General features: G+C 46.2%; 23 protein-coding genes. 9 read left to right on the forward strand and 14 right to left on the reverse strand.

The features are described 5' to 3' along the window. Positions 1-150 precede the first annotated feature (150 nt). From AC2VDX_RS09240 to AC2VDX_RS09255, 4 genes are all read left to right on the forward strand, one after another. Positions 151-1,320, forward strand: coding sequence for a pyridoxal phosphate-dependent aminotransferase (locus AC2VDX_RS09240; protein WP_378182571.1), 1,170 nt, complete (start codon positions 151-153; stop codon positions 1,318-1,320). 165 nt (positions 1,321-1,485) lie between these two features. Beyond that, the gene (locus AC2VDX_RS09245; protein ID WP_378182573.1) at positions 1,486-1,731 is read left to right on the forward strand and encodes an aldo/keto reductase; all 246 of its coding nucleotides are present in this window, start codon (positions 1,486-1,488) and stop codon (positions 1,729-1,731) included. A 215-nt stretch (positions 1,732-1,946) separates the two neighbouring features. Further along, the gene (locus AC2VDX_RS09250; protein WP_378182576.1) at positions 1,947-2,897 is read left to right on the forward strand and encodes an alpha/beta fold hydrolase; all 951 of its coding nucleotides are present in this window, start codon (positions 1,947-1,949) and stop codon (positions 2,895-2,897) included. Between the two features lie 26 nt (positions 2,898-2,923). Continuing rightward, positions 2,924-3,208 carry a DUF2470 domain-containing protein gene (locus tag AC2VDX_RS09255; protein ID WP_378182579.1) on the forward strand — a complete coding sequence of 95 codons (285 nt, stop codon included), beginning with the start codon at positions 2,924-2,926 and terminating at the stop codon, positions 3,206-3,208. Positions 3,209-3,269: 61 nt separating this feature from the next. On the opposite strand, the gene AC2VDX_RS09260 is transcribed toward AC2VDX_RS09255, so the two are convergent. The 6 genes from AC2VDX_RS09260 to AC2VDX_RS09285 form a co-directional block, all read right to left on the reverse strand. Then, the gene (locus AC2VDX_RS09260; protein ID WP_378182582.1) at positions 3,270-3,707 is read right to left on the reverse strand and encodes a hypothetical protein; all 438 of its coding nucleotides are present in this window, start codon (positions 3,705-3,707) and stop codon (positions 3,270-3,272) included. Positions 3,708-3,944: 237 nt separating this feature from the next. After that, entirely contained in the window at positions 3,945-4,286 is a 342-nt protein-coding gene (locus tag AC2VDX_RS09265; RefSeq protein ID WP_378182585.1) for a 2Fe-2S iron-sulfur cluster-binding protein, read from the reverse strand. Positions 4,287-4,299: 13 nt separating this feature from the next. Continuing rightward, positions 4,300-4,437, reverse strand: coding sequence for a hypothetical protein (locus tag AC2VDX_RS09270; protein WP_378182588.1), 138 nt, complete (start codon positions 4,435-4,437; stop codon positions 4,300-4,302). A 71-nt stretch (positions 4,438-4,508) separates the two neighbouring features. After that, a complete protein-coding gene (locus AC2VDX_RS09275) occupies positions 4,509-5,162 on the reverse strand; it encodes a Uma2 family endonuclease (protein ID WP_378183048.1) in 654 nt (217 codons plus the stop codon). A gap of 184 nt (positions 5,163-5,346) precedes the next feature. Beyond that, positions 5,347-6,393 (reverse strand): XcyI family restriction endonuclease, encoded by a 1,047-nt coding sequence (locus AC2VDX_RS09280; RefSeq protein ID WP_378182591.1) that lies wholly within the window; start codon positions 6,391-6,393, stop codon positions 5,347-5,349. Continuing rightward, positions 6,390-7,904 carry a class I SAM-dependent methyltransferase gene (locus tag AC2VDX_RS09285; RefSeq protein ID WP_378182594.1) on the reverse strand — a complete coding sequence of 505 codons (1,515 nt, stop codon included), beginning with the start codon at positions 7,902-7,904 and terminating at the stop codon, positions 6,390-6,392. The genes AC2VDX_RS09280 and AC2VDX_RS09285 overlap by 4 nt, the downstream gene beginning before the upstream one ends. A 152-nt stretch (positions 7,905-8,056) precedes the next feature. On the opposite strand from AC2VDX_RS09285, the gene AC2VDX_RS09290 reads away from it, so the two are divergent. Then, positions 8,057-8,299 (forward strand): hypothetical protein, encoded by a 243-nt coding sequence (locus AC2VDX_RS09290; protein ID WP_378182597.1) that lies wholly within the window; start codon positions 8,057-8,059, stop codon positions 8,297-8,299. 33 nt (positions 8,300-8,332) lie between these two features. Here the strand turns inward: AC2VDX_RS09290 and AC2VDX_RS09295 are convergent, their stop codons facing one another. After that, complete coding sequence (locus AC2VDX_RS09295) at positions 8,333-9,844, reverse strand: hydroxysqualene dehydroxylase (protein ID WP_378182600.1); 1,512 nt, start codon at positions 9,842-9,844, stop codon at positions 8,333-8,335. A gap of 172 nt (positions 9,845-10,016) precedes the next feature. Further along, entirely contained in the window at positions 10,017-10,529 is a 513-nt protein-coding gene (locus tag AC2VDX_RS09300; RefSeq protein WP_378182603.1) for a DUF1499 domain-containing protein, read from the reverse strand. Here AC2VDX_RS09300 and AC2VDX_RS09305 point away from each other — a divergent pair. After that, positions 10,528-10,998, forward strand: a complete 471-nt coding sequence (locus AC2VDX_RS09305; RefSeq protein WP_378182606.1) for a tetratricopeptide repeat protein — start codon at positions 10,528-10,530, stop codon at positions 10,996-10,998. The two genes, AC2VDX_RS09300 and AC2VDX_RS09305, sit on opposite strands and share 2 nt — an antisense overlap. Before the next feature lie 263 nt (positions 10,999-11,261). Here the strand turns inward: AC2VDX_RS09305 and aroQ are convergent, their stop codons facing one another. The 5 genes from aroQ to glyA form a co-directional block, all read right to left on the reverse strand. Continuing rightward, positions 11,262-11,720 carry a type II 3-dehydroquinate dehydratase gene (gene aroQ / locus AC2VDX_RS09310; RefSeq protein ID WP_378182609.1) on the reverse strand — a complete coding sequence of 153 codons (459 nt, stop codon included), beginning with the start codon at positions 11,718-11,720 and terminating at the stop codon, positions 11,262-11,264. Positions 11,721-11,743: 23 nt separating this feature from the next. Next, positions 11,744-11,887 carry a hypothetical protein gene (locus AC2VDX_RS09315; RefSeq protein ID WP_378182612.1) on the reverse strand — a complete coding sequence of 48 codons (144 nt, stop codon included), beginning with the start codon at positions 11,885-11,887 and terminating at the stop codon, positions 11,744-11,746. A 167-nt stretch (positions 11,888-12,054) separates the two neighbouring features. After that, on the reverse strand, positions 12,055-13,326 hold the full coding sequence (locus AC2VDX_RS09320; protein WP_378182615.1) for a competence/damage-inducible protein A: 1,272 nt from the start codon (positions 13,324-13,326) through the stop codon (positions 12,055-12,057). A gap of 36 nt (positions 13,327-13,362) precedes the next feature. Further along, positions 13,363-14,421: a glycosyltransferase family 4 protein gene (locus AC2VDX_RS09325; protein ID WP_378182618.1), complete on the reverse strand. Its 1,059-nt coding sequence runs from the start codon at positions 14,419-14,421 to the stop codon at positions 13,363-13,365. 203 nt (positions 14,422-14,624) lie between these two features. Further along, on the reverse strand, positions 14,625-15,908 hold the full coding sequence (glyA, locus tag AC2VDX_RS09330; RefSeq protein ID WP_378182621.1) for a serine hydroxymethyltransferase: 1,284 nt from the start codon (positions 15,906-15,908) through the stop codon (positions 14,625-14,627). Between the two features lie 607 nt (positions 15,909-16,515). On the opposite strand from glyA, the gene AC2VDX_RS09335 reads away from it, so the two are divergent. Then, on the forward strand, positions 16,516-16,713 hold the full coding sequence (locus AC2VDX_RS09335) for a hypothetical protein (RefSeq protein WP_378182624.1): 198 nt from the start codon (positions 16,516-16,518) through the stop codon (positions 16,711-16,713). Positions 16,714-16,930: 217 nt separating this feature from the next. Then, complete coding sequence (locus tag AC2VDX_RS09340) at positions 16,931-17,404, forward strand: Tic20 family protein (protein ID WP_378182627.1); 474 nt, start codon at positions 16,931-16,933, stop codon at positions 17,402-17,404. 28 nt (positions 17,405-17,432) lie between these two features. Here the strand turns inward: AC2VDX_RS09340 and AC2VDX_RS09345 are convergent, their stop codons facing one another. Next, complete coding sequence (locus tag AC2VDX_RS09345; protein ID WP_378182630.1) at positions 17,433-18,224, reverse strand: fumarylacetoacetate hydrolase family protein; 792 nt, start codon at positions 18,222-18,224, stop codon at positions 17,433-17,435. A gap of 238 nt (positions 18,225-18,462) precedes the next feature. Between AC2VDX_RS09345 and rpsF the strand changes: the two genes are divergently transcribed. Next, positions 18,463-18,789: a 30S ribosomal protein S6 gene (gene rpsF, locus AC2VDX_RS09350; RefSeq protein ID WP_378182633.1), complete on the forward strand. Its 327-nt coding sequence runs from the start codon at positions 18,463-18,465 to the stop codon at positions 18,787-18,789. Positions 18,790-18,883 lie beyond the last annotated feature (94 nt).

An 18,883-nucleotide genomic window follows, 5' to 3' on the forward strand; every position in this document is an offset into this window, starting at 1 on the left:
CCTTTTAAACTGGATTAGGTGGATTTAAGTTTGTGTAATTGACATTTTGATCCCTCCAACCCTCCTTTTTAAGAGGGATCAGAAAAACGTAATTATCGAATTTTGAATACTATGCAATATGCACAATAAACCCTAAATGATGAGTTTTTTATGCTTACTGAATCTTCTCGGATGCAGGCGGTACAGTCGCCAATTATTCCCGTTATTGGAGAATTGATTCGTAGCTGTCCGGGAACGATTTCCCTGGGACAAGGCGTTGCTTATTATAGTCCGCCGCCAGAAGCGATCGCGCAACTGTCCCATTTCCTGGCAGATCCGGAGAATCACAAGTACAAACCCGTGCAAGGTATCTCGCCGTTGCTGGAGGCGATCGCTCAAAAATTAAAATTTGAGAACGCTATTGACATAAATGCTGAGAACTGCATTGTGGTCACGGCTGGTAGTAACATGGCGTTCATAAATGTGGTGTTAGCGATCGCAAATCCTGGCGATGAGATTATTCTCCAAACGCCTTATTACTTCAACCAGGAGATGGCAATTACAATGGCGAGTTGTCGTCCGGTTCTTGTAGCGACGGATGAGAATTATCAACTACGTCCGGAGGCGATTCGGCAAGCAATTACCGAAAAAACGCGGGCAGTTGTGACAATTTCACCCAATAATCCCACAGGAGCCGTGTATTCGGAAGCAGCATTGCGGGAAGTGAATCAAATTTGCCGCGATCGCGGCATCTATCACATCAGCGATGAAGCGTATGAATACTTTACTTACAACGGCGTGCAGCATTTTTCGCCAGCAGCAATCCGAGACAGCAACCTCCATACAATTTCCCTCTTCTCGCTGTCTAAAGCTTACGGTTTTGCATCCTGGCGCATCGGGTATATGGTCATCCCAGAACACCTTCTCATCGCCGTCAAGAAGATTCAGGATACGATTTTGATTTGTCCGCCGGTTATTTCCCAGTATGCCGCATTAGGGGCATTGCAGGCGGGAGTGAGCTACTGCAAGGAAAAGTTGGAAGCGATCGCCTCTGTGCGAGAAATTGTCCTCAACGAATGCGATCGCATCCCACATTTATGCACCATTCCCCCAGCAGATGGAGCTTTTTATTTTCTGCTGAGAGTTTATACAAAATTGCCCGCAATGGACTTGGTAGAACGACTCATCCGCGAACATGGCGTCGCTGTCATTCCAGGTACAACCTTTGGCATGGAAGACGGGTGCTATCTGCGCGTTGCCTATGGTGCCCTGCAAAAAGAAACCGCATCCGAGGGAATTGGGCGATTCGTGAGGGGTTTGCAGGCGATTTTAGGCGCATAATCGTCAAGGGGGCATTTAGCGAAGAATTACACCTTGCTCACGGCGGCTGGCAACCTGTCTTAGACAGGACTTACGCAACATCACCAGGTCTGCCACCGCAACCACAGGGGGATTGAACCCGAAAAAACGCTATATGTATAAGCTTTGCGTAAGTCCTGTTAAGAGATGCTAGACACGTTGACCCAAGTAGCGAAATATGAGAAAACAATTTCTCAGGTGGCTTTAAACTGGGTTAAGCAATACCAGGCTGTTGCTGCTGTCATCTCAAGCTTTACTCAAGATCGTCAGCAGATTCAAAAGAACGTAGAAGCTTTAAGTTTCCAACTAGACAAGGAGGATCTGCAACTGCTTTCAGATCGTTCATCTACTCTATTCAAGCAACCTGGAGATATTTATTCTTACGAGCGATAGATGAGCTGAGCTTTGCCAGGAGGCACTGTTAAGTTAACTCAAAATTTAGCTCATCAACCCAAAAAATGAGCAGAGTGCATCCCATTTTTCTAAATATAAGCCTACAAGCTGAAACCGGCTCTCGTCAGGCTTCGTTTGTATAGCCGCAACTTTAGTCGTCAGGCGTTTTTAGTCTCATTGGGATGCTCCTAACCTTAATTTCTTTCTGGATAACTATGCAACCCTTATCTTCAACTCAAAATTCACCAACTTCTGAAACTGAAACCGTAACTACCCCGCAGTTTTACACTTGGAAAAACTATCGCTGCGCCTACGAAGTTCATAGTGCAATTAATCTGAATACAAATGACGGTACTCCCCTATTATTGATTCATCCCATTGGTGTAGGATTATCCCGGAAATTTTGGCAGCGATTCTGTCGAGAATGGTATGAAGCGGGTCGCCGGAATCCAATTTACAATCCAGACTTACTAGGATGTGGTGAGAGTGATATGCCTCATGTAGGTTATACTCCCCTTGATTGGGCACAACAATTGCAACATTTTTTGCAGACTGTAGTACAAAAACCTGTAATTGTAGTAGTGCAAGGTGCTTTGCTGCCGGTAGCAATTGAGTTAGTTCGTCTACAAACTAATTCTAATTTTATTCGAGCCTTGGTGCTGGCTGGTCCTCCCGCTTTGGCGTTGATAAGTAAACCTAGAGCAAATTGGCGGCAAAAATTTACCTGGAATCTGTTAAACTCTCCTTTTGGGAGTGCCTTTTATCGCTATGCGCGGCGCGAACAGTTCTTACGTTCTTTCTCAACTAAACAACTCTTTGAAAAGGCTGATTCAGTCGATCGGGAGTGGCTGAAAACTCTGGAGAAAGGTGCGACAGATCCAGAGACTCGCCATGCTGTTTTTTCTTTTCTAGCGGGGTTTTGGCGGCAAGATTATCAAGACGCGATCGCATCTATCTCTCAACCCACTCTGGTAGTCGTAGGCGAGACGGCATCAAGCATTAGTCAAGCTGGCAAAGGCGAAACTCCCGATGAACGCTTGGCTGACTATCAGAAGTCTTTACCCAATGCTGAGGGAATCAAAATGTTAGGTCGTAATGTTTTACCCTATGAATCAACGGTTGAATTTGTCAATGTAGTTACCAATTTTGTCGCTAAACATTCTTAATTAATTACATCAGAGGATGCTATCTAATGTCCGATGCAATAACGTCTGAAATAAGCGATCGCATTTGCGCTCACATGAACGACGATCATGCTACTGCTGTCGTTCTTTACGCCCAAACTTATGGCAATTCTCCCGATGCAGCAAAGGCAGAAATGGTTTCAGTAGATCCAGAAGGCATGAATCTCATGGCACAAGTCAAAGGTTCGGATGTGCCGATACGCATTCACTTCGATCATATTCTCAAAGATGCCGAAGATGCTCACCATACGCTCATTGCAATGGTGAAACAAGCGCGTTCTAATTCAAAATAAAACCAAAATAGAACATTGAGTAGGGTGGGCATTGTCCACCTTACTTCTATCCCCGTACAATTTAAACTTGTTGATTAATCTGTGACTTATCTAGTCCCTCTTTGATCCAGTTAATACACTCTTGTTCACTTTCAAAGATTTTTGGCGCGGCAACATTATTCAAATTCTCCGGTTTATAATGATCGTAAAAATATTTACTTGCTAATTGATAAACAATAATTAAATTATCTTGATAAATATATCTATTTTTAAAATAATCGTTTTGGCTGACAACATCTGAATTCTCCTCAAGATGTTCTTTTGCAACCTCAATAATCGTCTCAATATAACTTGAATAAATACAAGCCGGATTTTCCAATTTATGAAATTTACCTTTATGTCCTAACTCAGAAAGTAAACTATAAGAGTAAATATTTTGCCCATCCGCCATTCCAAAAATAAATGGGACGATCAGATATCCTTTATATGAAACTGAATTTTCGTAGAGTAACCGACTCATTTTTATCCTCCGTACTGACTATTTCACGCTTCATTTCTTCAAAACGGTGTTTTCCTTCTTAATGGGATTGTATCATTCGGCTTTTTCATATACGTCAGCGCGATCGCACTAAAGACTCTTGTAGTGGCAAGTTTAACCATGCCACCTAAAGACATGGCAAAAAAACCGTCCGTCCGTACCTTTAGCTAAAACTGACTGATTGCTAGTGCCGAAATATTGCAACTTTTAGCACAAAAATTATTCAGACTTAGCTGTATCTGGCTGAAAGTAAAGAGCCGATTTATACAAATCTTGTTCTTGGTGGGTTAGCAGCGTGCAATCCGACAGCGGATAAGCCACACAGGTAACAGTGTATCCAGCCTCTAGTTCTTTTGAACGTAGAAACTTTTGTTCGCCTTGATCGACTTCACCACTCACCAGCTTGGCGATACAAGCCGAACATTCCCCTTGTTTACACCCAGAAGGTAATCGAATGCCCGCGTCTTCAGCCATATCTAGAATATACTGATCGTCTGGCACTGAGATGGTACGGTCAAGCGCGATCGCTGGATTCACCAGCCGGACTTGATAAACTGCCATTAAAACGACTCCTTTAAAATTCGTATCTTCTGCCAAGCCAATAGTCCCAGTCTGCTATTGCTTCCAAGTGTTCTTCGTCGTTATAGGCATCGACGATTATCTCCATTGCAATGCGATTCTCTCGGCTTTCGTCTTCCTCAACATTAGGCATAAGACATTGGCTCAGTATAATTAAACTTTGAATATAATAAATCTTTTGAGCGATCGCGTTCTCAATTCTTCTCAAACATTGTCGTCACGATGCTCTATTTGCTGTCTTACCCAAGCGCGAAAAGACCGAATCATAGGGATTTCCCCAATTCTTAAGCTTTCTTCCAAAAAGTGTGGAATTTCTGTTGTTAAGGGTAGATTTGCAAAAGTATAAGAAACAGCGCCAGGAACATACACTCCATCTCGCAATTGATAAATTTGCATCACTGGTTCGTCATAACGCCAAACCTCCGGAACACCCAAAGCAAGATAAATTGAGAGTCTGTCAACCGAAGCGCTAGTGTAGTCCACCTCTATTGCTAAGTCAGGAGGTGGGTCAATCGTTAAGTCAATATCCCTTTTCTGTCTGATTAGCGGTTCATTCTGGATGTAAAAGCAAGAATCCGGTTCAACACCCCGCTGTAAGTCTGGACGCTTACAAGTGAGAGATCCAGCGCTTCTGAGGTTGAGGTGAAGTTCCTCAGCTAAAGCATCAATCATCTTCTCTACCAATCTTTTATTGCTCTCATGTGGCATTAAAGGGGTCATAATTTCCAGCATTCCGCGATCGTAAGCCAGTCGAGTGTTACGATCTTCCCCCATCTCTGTAAGTATTGTTTCAAAAGTTTGCCAACTGATGTTTCTAAGTACACCCCGCCCTTGAGTAGTTTTCGCTGTCGTCACCATAGAACTTAACCCCGCGTTTTCTACCACGATATCAAGTTGAGTGGGTAATGTGGATGCGTGAAGCGAAGCGGCTGTCTTCAGCGTCGCATTAATGAGGAGAGAGCGATCGCATTTTTTAGCTACAAGCTTGCACCTCTACCATTGATACAGTTGCAGGTTTAATTCCTTGCTTACGTCCCCTTGCTTACGTCCTCAGAATAGAAAAGACTTCTTGCACAAACTGCTTGTATTTTGTTGAGTCTTCGCTCACAATTTCCGTCAAGTTAAAATAGGTAGAGATTGTTGAATCATTCTGAATACGAGTATGCACCTCAGAGGTAATACAGCTAGCAACGAGAATAGTTTTAACTTGACTATTCCTGCGAAAAGCTTCCTCAAAAGATTTTTTTGCCGCACCATAACGCTCAAGTGCGCCAGCGGGGTCAGCACCTCCTTTAACCTCAATTACACCAACTGTTGTACCCTGATTACCCAGCAGTGAAATATCAGGCTCACTGGAAAAGAGCATTGAGGTTTGATTAACTAACATCACACCCCGATAGCGCTCAATATTTCCTAACTGTTCCTCAAGCTTCTCAGGATTGTATAATTCAATTGCCGTACCCACTCGTGGGAGCAGAGCCGCAAGAAAGTTGCGCGCTTTAGCCTCTTTCACGAGAAGACGTTGAACAACTTTTTCTGCTTCTTCCCCAATAGCATTACGCCAGGAGCCGTCAATTTGCGTCCCCGTTGATGCTAGCAATATTCCATATAATTCATCTTCTGTAATACTTTCTATAGAACTGTCAATGATGAGCGAGATGTGTTCATTAAAAAGCTGGGCAAGTCTCTTGGCTTGGTCTTCCTTTAGAGAATAATGATTTTCTTCATTAATTTCAATCTTCTTAACATCTATACCTACTAAATACTTAACCGCTTTCTGGGAAAGCGCAGCAATATTACGATAGTAGCCTATTAGTATAGAGTGTTCGCGAATTAACCTGGGGTGGCAAAATACTTGAATGAGCTGTAAGTTATCATGCCCGTTGATGTAGGCAAAAGCATCCTTGCCAATGCCCCAATCAGCCCAACCTTGCCAACTGTATAGATGCTTTGCGGGTAATATTTCATCAATTTTATTGCGGAAAGATAGCGTCTTGTATTCCTTTAGTTTGCGATAAAAAAACGTTGATCGTAGTCGATAGTTTATACGGTTTGATTCAGCTAAGAGTGAGGCTTCATCTGATGTCATGGAATCGCTTCTTTTTCCCAAATATATACACATTTCCGAAGCTCAGACCGACCTCTATCTCTCATTTGCTGACTACTATTGCCCTTGCCACGATCCAATGTCCAAATGTATCGAGTTGTCAACCCGAAAGACTCTGCCATATCAGATAAAATAAGGTCTACAGGTATCTCCTCACCAACATACTGAACGTTGTCATTTACTATTGCCACTATGCCCCCCGGCTTAAGGCTTCGAGCTAATTCATAAGTGACAAAGCACATTTCGTAAAAGTAATTATACACCATTCTGGCAATGTTGACGTTATTTAATTTTCCTTCTTTTTTAGCAGTTTTCAAAATTGTCAAAACTTCTTGTAACGCTGTCTGTTGTTGGAAAGTGGAATCGATTTTCAAAAAATCCTGAGCGCGTCCTATACTTGTGTAATACTGCTCTAGTTGAGTGCGTTTATCTCGATTCTCTACAGTGCATGAAAGCATTGCCTGACGTAGCTGCTTTACTTTCTCTTCAGTGCATCCCAGAAAGACTAGCTCAAGTGCATACGTGCGAGTGTAATCATATCGGTTCAAATAGGGCGGCGAAGTTATTACAAAATCAATAGTGCTTTCTTGCAGAGTGGGAAGAATTTCGAGGCAAGAGTTTTGGTAAAGTATAGGCTCCGGATTTTCAACATGACCAGGCTTTACGGTTGCCAATCCAGATAATAGACTATCACCAAATAAATCTAGTTGGATTGAGCAGACATCTAAATCTGATGTTATCTGCTTAAGTTTTTGGTAAATTGCATCAGAAAAAGTTAATATTTCTCCTTTATTAAAGGTTTTCTTTCCCTGAGAACGACCAGAACGGCCATCCCAACGCAAATATTGTCCATCTTTCCTGGTATAGCTAATATCCTCAAGTATACAAAAAGCAGCATATAGAAGTAAAGTGCGAATATCGTCATTCGTGACCAACTTGTGACAATAGGAAATATAACCAACCAGTTGTTTTTCTTCTAATGAAGGAAATGCCCCACGAGTAATCGCAATATGATGAATTTGGTAGCAGGGGTTATAGTAATCTGCAAAGTTGATTTTTATTGTTTCAGTAACTACAAAATTAAACTCTTTAATATTGATTTTATTAGCTAAAATTCGAGATTGTATTGCATAAATGCCGACAGGCAAAAGTTCAATCCCTATATTTTGCCACCCCAAGGAACTTGCAGCAAATAAAGCTGCACCACATCCCGCAAATGGATCGAGCAAAATACCCGGTTGTCGCTTGAAGTTTTGCAGGAGATAGGTAACTAATCGTTCTGAAAATCCTTCTTTATATTTAAACCAGCTATAAAATGGAGTTTCCTTATTGGCCTGAAAACTAACCAGCCTTCTGTTCAAACAAGGATTAGGAATGATTTTTGTCTTGAATTTTTCATAGAGAGCCGTTCTTGCTACTGAAGAATGAAGGGCTTGTGCAGAGTTAGTAATAGTGGAATTATTAACCCTATTCCCCTGTATCATCTGTTTCATCACTTATCAAGGCTCTCGCAAGGCGGAATGATAATTGTAATATTGTAGGGCAAAAGCTGCGTATCTCTGGTGAAAAGCGATCGCATTCCCAGCAAAACGCGATCGCGCCCCAAACAGCCTATACTACCTAATAGTATGACTCTGCGTAGGATATGGCTAAAATCTCTATCTCATTGCCAGAGAAATTGCTGACTTACCTTGACCAAAAAGTTGAAAATCGCAGTGCTTTAATTGAATCTCTCTTGCAACAATGGCGACAGCAGCAAGAAGATGCAGCATTGGCTCAGGCTTGTTCCCTGGTAGATGAACTTGAATTAGGTTGGGAGTACGAATGGCAGAAAGCAGCGATTACAGATCGGGAAGCATCTGGATTCAAGCCTTCGATCCATCCGTAGACATTAATCTAAGCACAGCACAATATAACATAGCTAAGGTAGCCAAATATCCGGTAAGAATGTTTTGCCGAAACCGCGTAGTGTTTGGTTAATTGACCGACCAATTTGAATATGCGCCTCATCTGCTTCAACAGGTAGAATCAAAGCTTTACTCCCACGTCCAAAGCGTGAAATCACCAAATTTGCAGTCTCCAAACCTGTCACATAAGCCTTTTCTTGCGACCAGGAACCGTGACGGGTAACAATCCAATCACCGCTCATAAAGACATTCTTGATAGTCGTCTCTCCTGGCAACATATACTGATAGCTACCAGGGAAAAAGTGAGTCACCGCACGCGGTAGGCGGATTACACTACTGTCGATTACTTTCGCATCCCGAAAAGCTGGGATACAAGTTGCTAAATCTTGTTGTACAAGCGGCACAATTTCCTCATTACTTAAAGGAAGAAACTGATTCGCGTGATAAAAATCTGCCTCAATAACTGTCCCTGGTTCATTGCGGTACTCATCATGCAAGGCATTTAAATTGAAAAACGTCCATCCAGTTGTTGCATTAAAACCAAAACAGGCATTAGAAGGACGAGGAATATTAATTTTGCGGTCAAACCACAGGCGAGTTGCTAACACATCAACCGCGCCCAAGTTGTGAATGTCCCGAAATTCCTTACGGTTTTGTAAGCTAGGGCTACCTGACACAATCTTCTTCATGCCGCTAATACCAACGGCAAAAATAACCGCATCTGCCTCAAACACTTCATCTCCACAGACAACCGCTGTCGCTTGATTATTGCTATCAACAATTACGTCACTGACTCGTCGGTTGGCGAGTAATTTTCCCCCAGCTTGTTCAATTCGTTCCACCCAAGGACGAAATATCATTTCTCCGACCGTTCCCCGGCACCAGACGACATCAAAATCCGGTTGGTGAGCCAAAATGAAGTAATAAAGCATACCCAGCGCGGCGGCGGCTGAACACTGCTCTCCTGGTGCAAACAAGCCCACCAACAGCATTGGCTCAAAGGAATCGCGGTAAAGTCGCGCCGAAACCCCAAAATCTTTGAAGAGTTCTCGTGCCGTTACAGAGTCATAGCGTCGCCAAGCTTCGTCGCTATTGTCAAAATCAATAACTGCGTAGAGTAGAGGTAAAGCTGAGAGGCGATCGCTTAATGGCAACCGCTTAAATTGCGTGTAGAGAAAAGTCCCCAGCGGGGTGGGAAGTCGCGGTAAGTCTTGGAAAATGGGCGATTCTACTTCTAAACCAGCTGGAGAATACTGGGAGGAACGAGTCCAAGGCGTGAACGGATTCAGCCCTAATTCTTTTACCAGGGAGAAGATATTTCGGTAAGGATACCAGAAACCATGAATACCCGCTTCTACAGAGCGCCCCGCTGCTGTCTTCCAGCCTGCCACCAAGCCACCCGGATAGGAACCAGCTTCTAGAAGAGTTACGTCGTAGCCTTGACGCGCTAAGTGGTAGGTAGCCCCCAACCCTGCCCAACCAGCACCAACGACTACTATTTTTGGGGTTTGTGTTTCTGTTGGCATCGCGCACATCTCCATTCTTTGTTCAGGATGAAAAGAACCCCACCCCCAAGCCCCTCCCCGCAAGCAAGGAGGGGGCTAAGAGAAGCTTTATCTCGTTACCAGACTCAGCCTGGTAACGAGATAACGATTCTTGCTTTTCTCTAGGGGCGAACCGATTGAGGAGGGTTTTACTCTACACCGAGCTTCTCAGTTCGTTGAGTTTGGCTCTAATGGTTTCGATTCTGTTACGGTTCACCCCCAAATCCGACTGTCCCAAGCGGGAGGCTGAACGAACCTGGATGACTTTTGCGCCTTCATCCAGATAAAATTCCACATCATCGACAAACCCCATAAGCGCACTGGTGAATTCCGCGTAGAGGTAATTTTCAGTTTCGGTGATAATTCTGGTTTTCGGGAGGGACTCGATAACTGTCTTGAGGTTAGCGATCGCTTCCGCTGGAGAAGAGTTGTACGTCAAAGGCTCAATTTTATTCTGGGCATCTTGGCTTTGGCTGCTGACACAGTTGGGCGTACTAGGACAGGGCGCTAGTTGACCTGACTGGACACCGAGATTAGTGGGTGGTTTTCCGGCAAACACGATCGTTCCTCCTGACAAAGCGGTAGTTGCCCCTATCCAACAGATAGCTGCTAAACATAAGGATAGAGAGATTAGAAGCCAACGCGACCGACTGGAAGTGATATTCATGAATGAATTCTCTATTAATTCGTTACTAGAAGACCTAAAAAATCCTGATGAAAACGTCCGCTATGAGGCTACAGCAGAGCTATGGCGCGTCTGGTTTCATCAAAAGGGAGCGGTGGGGTTTGAACTGCTTGGGCGATCGCAGACAATGCTGGAGGCAGGAGAGCTTGCCAAAGCTGAGGAGTTACTGACTGACCTGATCGAGACTCAACCAAATTTCGCGGAAGCCTGGAATAGACGAGCCGTTCTTTACTATATTCTTAGGGAGTACAAAAAGGCGCTCCAAGACTGTCAAATGGCTGTTAAGCTCATCCCGTTCCACTTTGGGGCGCTGCATGGGATGGGGTTGTGCCATGCCGCACTGGGAGAATACAGCGCTGCCATTCAAGCTTTTCGACAAGCGCTGGAAATTCAGCCTTACGCCCTAGAAAATCAAAGATTGATTCTTGAATGTACAGCACAGTTGAGCTGAGGAATTTTCAGCAACAAGCAACAGCACTTGTCACTCAAAAAACCCATACAATAAGAACTTTGGCAGCAAATGGCTACCTGACGGGGAGTAAATCAACTCCAAAAAAAATCGGTCGCCTTTGCTGAGACGACCGAGCCAAGATGCTATGCGTTCAATGAAGCTCGTTTTCAGGCGATCGCTTGTTGCACCGGGAAGCAGCACCGAATCTCTTCTATGACTGGGTCATCAGTCCCCCAAACAGGGACAAGAACTTGCCACGAATTTTATTCACCGCCACTCTTTTGTCTCAAATGGTGAACTAGAGCGTGTAACCCCAAGCGGTAACTCTCTGCACCAAAGCCACTGATTTGCCCAATTGCAACGGGTGCGATATAAGAATGATGTCGGAAAGCTTCTCGTCGGTAAATGTTACTCAGATGCACTTCTACAGTCGGAAGGTTAACAGCCGCGATCGCATCCCGTATCGCTACGCTGGTATGAGTATATGCCCCAGCGTTCATTAAAATTCCTTGGTGCTGCCCAAAGGCATTCTGAATCGCATCCACTAAGACGCCTTCATGATTTGACTGTAAAGTAAATACCTTACAGTCGAGCGTTTGCCCTTCTTGTTCTAACAGGCGATTAATCTCATCCAACGTCACAGATCCATAAATCCCTGGTTCTCGGAGTCCCAATAGATTCAGGTTTGGTCCGTGCAGCACCAAAATAGTAACTGTGCCCAAGGTTTCAGCAGCAACTCAATAGACTAACTACGACGGCGCGACGATCTCTCATTCACTGGAATTGGAATCGGTTCGGGTTCCGGCTCAGCTTCCGGTCCCAGGAGCGTTTCGATGAGCTTGCGTGCCCATTCTTTGAGCTTTTCCAACACATTTTCTATATAGTCCATTGAATTGAAAACTCCTGCAATACAACCAGGATGAGTACTTAACAACAGGGCAAACGTGAGAGTTTATGAATCCTATTGTAGTTAAGATTTATTCTAACCCTAGCACATTGGGAAAGAGGTGAGTAGTCTCACTATGGATGTGTGTGCCTATGCAGCGTCTATCCGTCTTAAGATAGATCCGTAGTTAACTTTCTGGTTAATAATTTTCGCCGCAGTTGGTCAAGGGCAATACAGGCGCTGGCGTACCGAATAGAGTCTCGCTCTCGATTTTGACCCAGATGCTGCCTAAAACTTTCTACCGTGTCATCCGGCCCCGCTAGACCAATATAAACTAATCCCACCGGCTTGGTTTCCGTACCGCCTCCCGGTCCAGCGATGCCTGTGATACTGAGTCCCCAGGTGGTCGAGAGGCGCGTCTTTACGCCCACAGCCATTTGCTTGGCTACCGTGTCACTCACCGCTCCCATTTGGGCTAAGTCTTCTGGATTGACGCCCAAAAGGGAAATTTTCACCGAGTTGTCATAAGAAATGACGCCGCCCAAAAAATAATTGGAACTCCCGGCGACACTGGTTAGCATCTGCCCCAATCCGCCACCCGTACAGGATTCTGCTACCGAAAGCGTTTCACCGGCTTCTTGCAACCAAAAGCCGACAACAGAAGCTAGCGTGTCAGTGTCGGTGCCATAGTAATCCAGCCCTCCTATCTGTCGTAGTTGTTGCGCCACTGGCTCAATCAGTCCTAGCGCTTCCGGTTCTGACACCGCTTTTGCTGAGACTCGCAGCCTCACCTCTCCCTGAAGGGCATAAGGAGCAACTGTGGGGTTGGGTAGGTCGAGAAAGGGCGCGACTTTTTCAGCCAGAGCCGATTCGGCAATTCCCCAAAATTTTAACATCCGGCTGTAGATGATTTCTTTGCCCCAGCCTTGACTCTTGAGATAGGGGATGGCAGTTTCTTGCCACATCCGCTTCATTTCTGAAGGGACGCCGGGAAAGGTGAGAATCGTCAGACCCGTGCGGGGTTGCCAGATGATACCGGGGGCTGTACCGCCTGGATTGGGTAAAATTGAGGCGTCCTTGGGAATTAGCGCTTGTTTTCGATTGCTGGGGGTCATTTGACGCTCGCGCATGGCGTATTTGCGAGTAATGTCTGCGACGATTTCCGGTTGTTCTACCAAGGGAACGCCAAAAAAATCAGCGATCGCTTCCACTGTCAAGTCATCGGGAGTGGGACCCAGACCGCCGGTAAAGATCAGTAGATGGGATCTGCCGCTGGCAATTTCCAACACCTGCTTGAGACGCCCAGGATTATCTCCCACCACCGTTTGATAGTAGTGGGGGATTCCCAGAAAGGCTAGTTGCTGCGCCAAAAATTGGGCGTTGCTATTGAGAATATCGCCGAGTAGCAGTTCCGTACCAACACAAATAATTTCAGCACTCATGCAAAAGTTTTTTATTTTTTAATTTTGTATTTCTCCTCATTCCTCACTCCTCATCCGCGAATTTCGCCAAACTTGCCAGCTGGTATACCCCAGTAATAACGTTGCACCCATCGCATAAGCCACTCCGCTTGGTATTTTAGCCAACGCTAGCGCTAAACTTCCCACCCAGAGAGTCAAAGCGTAGATAAATAAAACTATCAAACGTTGCGGCAGACCCGCTTGCAGCAGCCGATGATGCAGATGGAATTTATCGCCAATAAAAGGCGAATTGCCGCGCCACAGCCGTTGCACAATCACCGCTGACATATCCACAATTGGCACAGCCAGAATCAGGTAAGGCAGCAGCACCGCAGTGACAGCAGTGCTTTTTACTAAGCCAATCACCCCGACACCGGCAAGGGTAAAGCCCATGAAATAGGCTCCGCCATCCCCCATAAAAATCTGAGCGGGGTTGAAATTATATCGAAGAAATCCCAATGCGCCACCGGCAAGCGCTGCGGCAATCAGTGCTGCCGCCGGTTGGTTCATAAACAAACTTACAATCAGCATCACCACGGCAGCGATACCAGAAACACCAGCAGCTAGACCGTCTAGACCATCAATCCAATTGATGGCATTAGTCATACCTACTAGCCAAATGACGGTAATGGGCCAGCTAATTGTGTCTGGCAATGTTACCAATCCAGCGAAGGGAACTGTGAGGAAGTCAATTTGGACGCCGAGGTGCCAAGCCCAGCTGGCAATGATGATTTGCATAAACAGCCGCAAGAAAGGCGACAAACTAAACAAATCATCGGCTAAGCCAACCAGGAAAAAGCCAAGACCACCCACGGTAACGCCCCAAACTTCTAAGGATTTATCTGCGCTTAAAGCGCCAAATCCCCCGGTTCCCCAAACAATCAGTAGGGCAATAATGGTGCCTGCAAAGATAGAGACACCTCCCACCCGCACGATAGGATGCTTATGGACTTTGCGTTCGCTGGGTAAATCAACCAGTCCCTTTTGGAGGCCAATTTTGTTCACAACGGGTGTTGCCCAGAGGACAACACAGGCAGATACGAGAAAGGCAACCAGGTGATACAGCTGGGGGGGCATCTGAAATTAAGTAGGGTACTAGACATCAGAAGGCAGAAATCAAAAAAAAGCTGTTAGCTGATTGCTAATCGCTATTGATCTTTCATCCTTCAAAACCATCGTCAGGCAGAGTCTACTACATTTCAGACGGGAAGAGGCACGTTTGGTGATGGGGAATTGGCAGTGGGGAATGGGTAGTAGGGGCATGGTCGCCCCTACTATTTCTATGCCAAGGCTGGTACGGGAATTGTCAGGTGGGGGTACAGGGGGAAGCGATCGCACAATGCTGCCACTCGCCGCCGACATTCCGCCGCCACTGCTTCATCTTCTGGATTCAGCAGCCGTTCGGCAATAATATCCCCAATTTCTGTAAATTCAGTAGTGGACATCCCGCGCGTCGTCATGGCTGGCGAACCCAGCCGCAAGCCGCTGGTTACAAACGGCGACTCTGGATCGAAGGGTACGGTATTTTTATTAGCGGTAATGTTCACTCCGCTCACTAGCTGATCGGCTCGCTTGCCAGTCATGCTGATAGAGCGCAAGTCTACCAGCATCAAGTGATTGTCAGTCCCGTCAGAAACAATCTTGAAGCCGCGTTTTTGCAGCTGGGTTGCCAAGGCACGAGCATTTTCAATCACTTGCGCCGAATAAGTTTTAAATGCGGGTTGCAATGCTTCCCCAAATGCCACCGCCTTACCGGCAATGACGTGTTCTAAGGGACCCCCTTGAGTACCGGGGAACACGGCTTTATCTAGTTGCTTGCCGAGTTCCGGGTCGCTGGTCATAATTAAGCCACCTCTGGGACCGCGCAGGGTCTTGTGGGTGGTGGTGGTGACGACGTGGCAGTGGGGGAGAGGATTGGGGTGATGACCTGTGACAACTAAACCCGCAATATGGGCGATATCGGCTAATAGATAAGCGCCGACTTCATCAGCGATCGCCCGGAATTTCTCAAAGTCAATAATGCGCGAATAAGCTGAATAGCCGCAAATCAGTAACTTAGGACGGTGTTGTAGCGCCAAATCCCGAATTTGATCGTAGTCTAGCTGCTCGGTTTCCTGACTGACTCCATAGTGACAAACCTTAAACCACTTCCCCGACACATTTACCGGCGAACCGTGAGTTAAATGCCCCCCGTGGGACAAATCCATCCCCATAATCGTGTCTCCCGGCTGCAACAGCGTCAGGAAAACGGCAAAATTTGCCTGTGCCCCCGAATGCGGTTGCACATTCGCGTGAGCCGCCCCAAATAGCTGTTTGGCACGGTCAATCGCCAATTGCTCAATTTTGTCGATAAAGTCACAGCCGCCGTAATAGCGTTTCCCCGGCAACCCTTCGGCATACTTATTCGTTAATACCGAGCCTTGTGCTGCCAGCACCGCTGGGGAGGTGAAGTTTTCACTAGCAATTAGCTCCAAGTGGGCGCGTTGGCGCTGGAGTTCTTCTTGGACAAAGCTGGCAACGGCGGAATCGGTTTCGGCTAGAAAGTCTAAGTTTGTTTTACTCACAAAGTGAACCCCTAGAAATAGTGTCAGTCTTCCTTTCAAACTTTGATTCGGGTGCGCTTTCGGTCAACGCCATGTCCGCGATACTAGCTCATGCCAGTATTTTCTGGAGTCTTCAATCTTAACGCTGTTGGAGTCGTGTCTATCCCAACTTTTCTGCTAACACTTGAAGCTGACAACTTTTGGCAACCTTTAATTCAAACTACCTAACCTGGCGCGGTATGCAACTTTCTGTATTTCTCTCGCCCATTGATGGAGGGCTAGGGGGAGCTAACAAAATTTGCTTGACATTTGATCCCCAACCCCCGATAAATTGGGGCTTAGAAAAAGTTGCACATGACGTTAATCTTACCCACTTGGCAACCGATGCAATTACAAACTGCAAGACTTTAGAGGGATTAGACGCCCATACTGTTCAGATCCCAAACTTAGGTGCCAAATTTATTTCCTTCCCGCCTTTCTTCTAGCACCCGCAAAGCGCTGCTCCGCTAACAATCCTCAGTCCTACTTTTAGCAGAGGACATTAAGCTGTATGTTAATTTACCATATCTCGCCGAAAACCTAACCTAGAATGGATGAGGGCGGATTAAAGCTCTCGCGGAGGTATTAAATGTTAGTCATTCTTACGGATGAGCAGATACTCTCCCCCAAGCAAGTTTGTCAGACCTGTTTACTTGCCGATCAAAGCGGTCAACCGCGCTGGCGTCATGGGCGACTCCGCTGCGCTCAAGCGATTCACAAGCTTACCGAAAATCAACCCGATCAATACGAGTGTCTAATGGGCTTCCGTATTGCCAAGATTGAGTAATCTCGTTTTGCTCAAGTTTCAAGTTTGCTGAGGGGCTATCTGCGATTTGCCGATCAATAGCGATCGCTACTTTCTCTAACGGACAAGGCTACGCTACAGGCTCTATGCATCTGGTGGGACACGCCTGACCCAGGGGTGTCCTGGTTGACATAACATCTGCGTTATCCTGAACTTAGTAATAACTTGCGATAAATACATTATTTCAGGAGAACGCACGATGACTTGGCGTGGTTCAGCGACAACGAAAGACCGGATTTTCGCTTGCCTTCCTTATTTGCTCCCTTTGCTTTCTGTGCTTCCTTTTGGGGCGTATCTGTTTAGACAATTTCCTGTCTTGGCACTAATTTTATTGCCGCTACAACCGTTGCTAGCAATTTACACTATACCGTTTGCAAGTTTAATAATTTTCTTTGTCTTGTTCTTAGGCGTAGTTAGAAACGAAAAGATTAGCCATTTTATTCGTTTCAACACGATGCAGGCACTCCTAATAGACATTGCTCTATTTTTGTGTACTATGGTATTGAGCATTTTGACTCCAGCGCTAGGAACTGGCTTGGTAGGACAAACGCTATTTAATGTTGTTTTTCTGGGCACGCTTGCTGCCTGCGCCTATTCAGTTGTGCAGTCAGTGCTAGGACGTTACGCAGAAATTCCTGGGATTTCGGAGGCAGTTTACAGCCAAGTCCCCTAGTTTCTTTCTTGCCGCAGGCAGGGCTGGGTTAGGGCGCTGCTGGGGTGGGGCGTGCCACAATTGTGTTTTCCATGTGACCGATGCCTTCAATTTCGATGCGAACGCGATCGCCCACCTGCATAGGACCAATGCCTTGGGGCGTTCCAGTCAGCACCACGTCTCCCGGCAACAGCGTCATCACCTGAGAGATGTAAGACACCAGAAAATCGGGCGCAAACACCATCTGATTAATCAGTGCTGACTGCACTGGCTGGGGATCGTCGTTGAGAAAAGTTTGCAAGCGGGCAGCAGGACTCAACTCGCGGACAATCCACGGTCCCAAAGGACAAAAAGTATCAAATCCCTTTGCCCGCGTCCATTGCAGATCCCGCTTTTGCAAATCGCGGGCGGTGACATCATTGGCAATGGTGTAACCCCAAATTTTAGTTTGTGCCTCCTCTGGCGTGCAGGAATGAGCGCGATCGCCAATGATTAAAGCCAATTCGCCCTCGTAGTCTACTCGCTGCGACTGCGGGGGGTAGTGAATTTCTGTTCCCGCTGCGGTGACAGAAGTGGGCGGCTTGAGAAATAGTAGCGGTTCTTTTGGCACATCCGTCCCCATTTCAGCGGCGTGGCTGGCATAATTTTTGCCCACCGCGATAATTTTAGACGGGGCACAAGGAGCCAGAATCTGATAAGTATCTGGTTCTAACTGCAAATCCGTAGGTTGCCCGTGTAACCAGGGAGGCGCATCAAGCACCTGAACACCTCGGCTTAGTTGCAGTAAACCGTAGTAAGTCTGCCCTTTTGCGGTTCGGACTCGGACGTAGCGCTGCGCCATAATGTTGACTGGTGTTTGATTATGCTGATGTGTGGTCTGGACGGTGATGTGAATTTACCCTGGTAACTTTGTACAATTGATGGACTGGTAGTAAGATTTTAATTCCTTGCTTCTTCATCTTTAGACGCTATAGGCTAGCGATTTGAGATTTTCAAGGGGCGACTTCCATGAACCTATCCCAAACTTCCTAGCCCCAGTGCTAGAAGAAGCCGTCTTGTCCATAAGGAGATTAACAGCAATGCAGATCGTTTATGAAACTATGTACATCCTCCGTCCCGATTTGGGCGAGGAACCTGTAAACTTGGCGATCGCCAAGTATCAGAGCATCTTGAGCGACAATGGGGCACACGACATTGAAATCCAGCATCGGGGTCGGCGGCGTCTGGCTCAAGATATCGGCAAGCATCGGGAAGGCATCTATGTTCAGATGAACTACAAATGCAATGGCAGCCAGGTAGCGCCGATGGAACGGGCAATGCGTCTGTCGGAAGAAGTGATCCGCTACCTCACCATCAAGCAGGAAGTGCGCGAACCGAAGCCAGAGCCAGTTGAGGCAGAAGCATAAGCTGTAGGGGTGGGGTCTCTCCGCCCGTGCTGAGTCACAAGGTGGGCGTTCATCCTACCCTACTTTCCCTCCCTCCCAATGGGGATGGAATTTT

It is taken from the genome of Coleofasciculus sp. H7-1 (assembly GCF_057473865.1).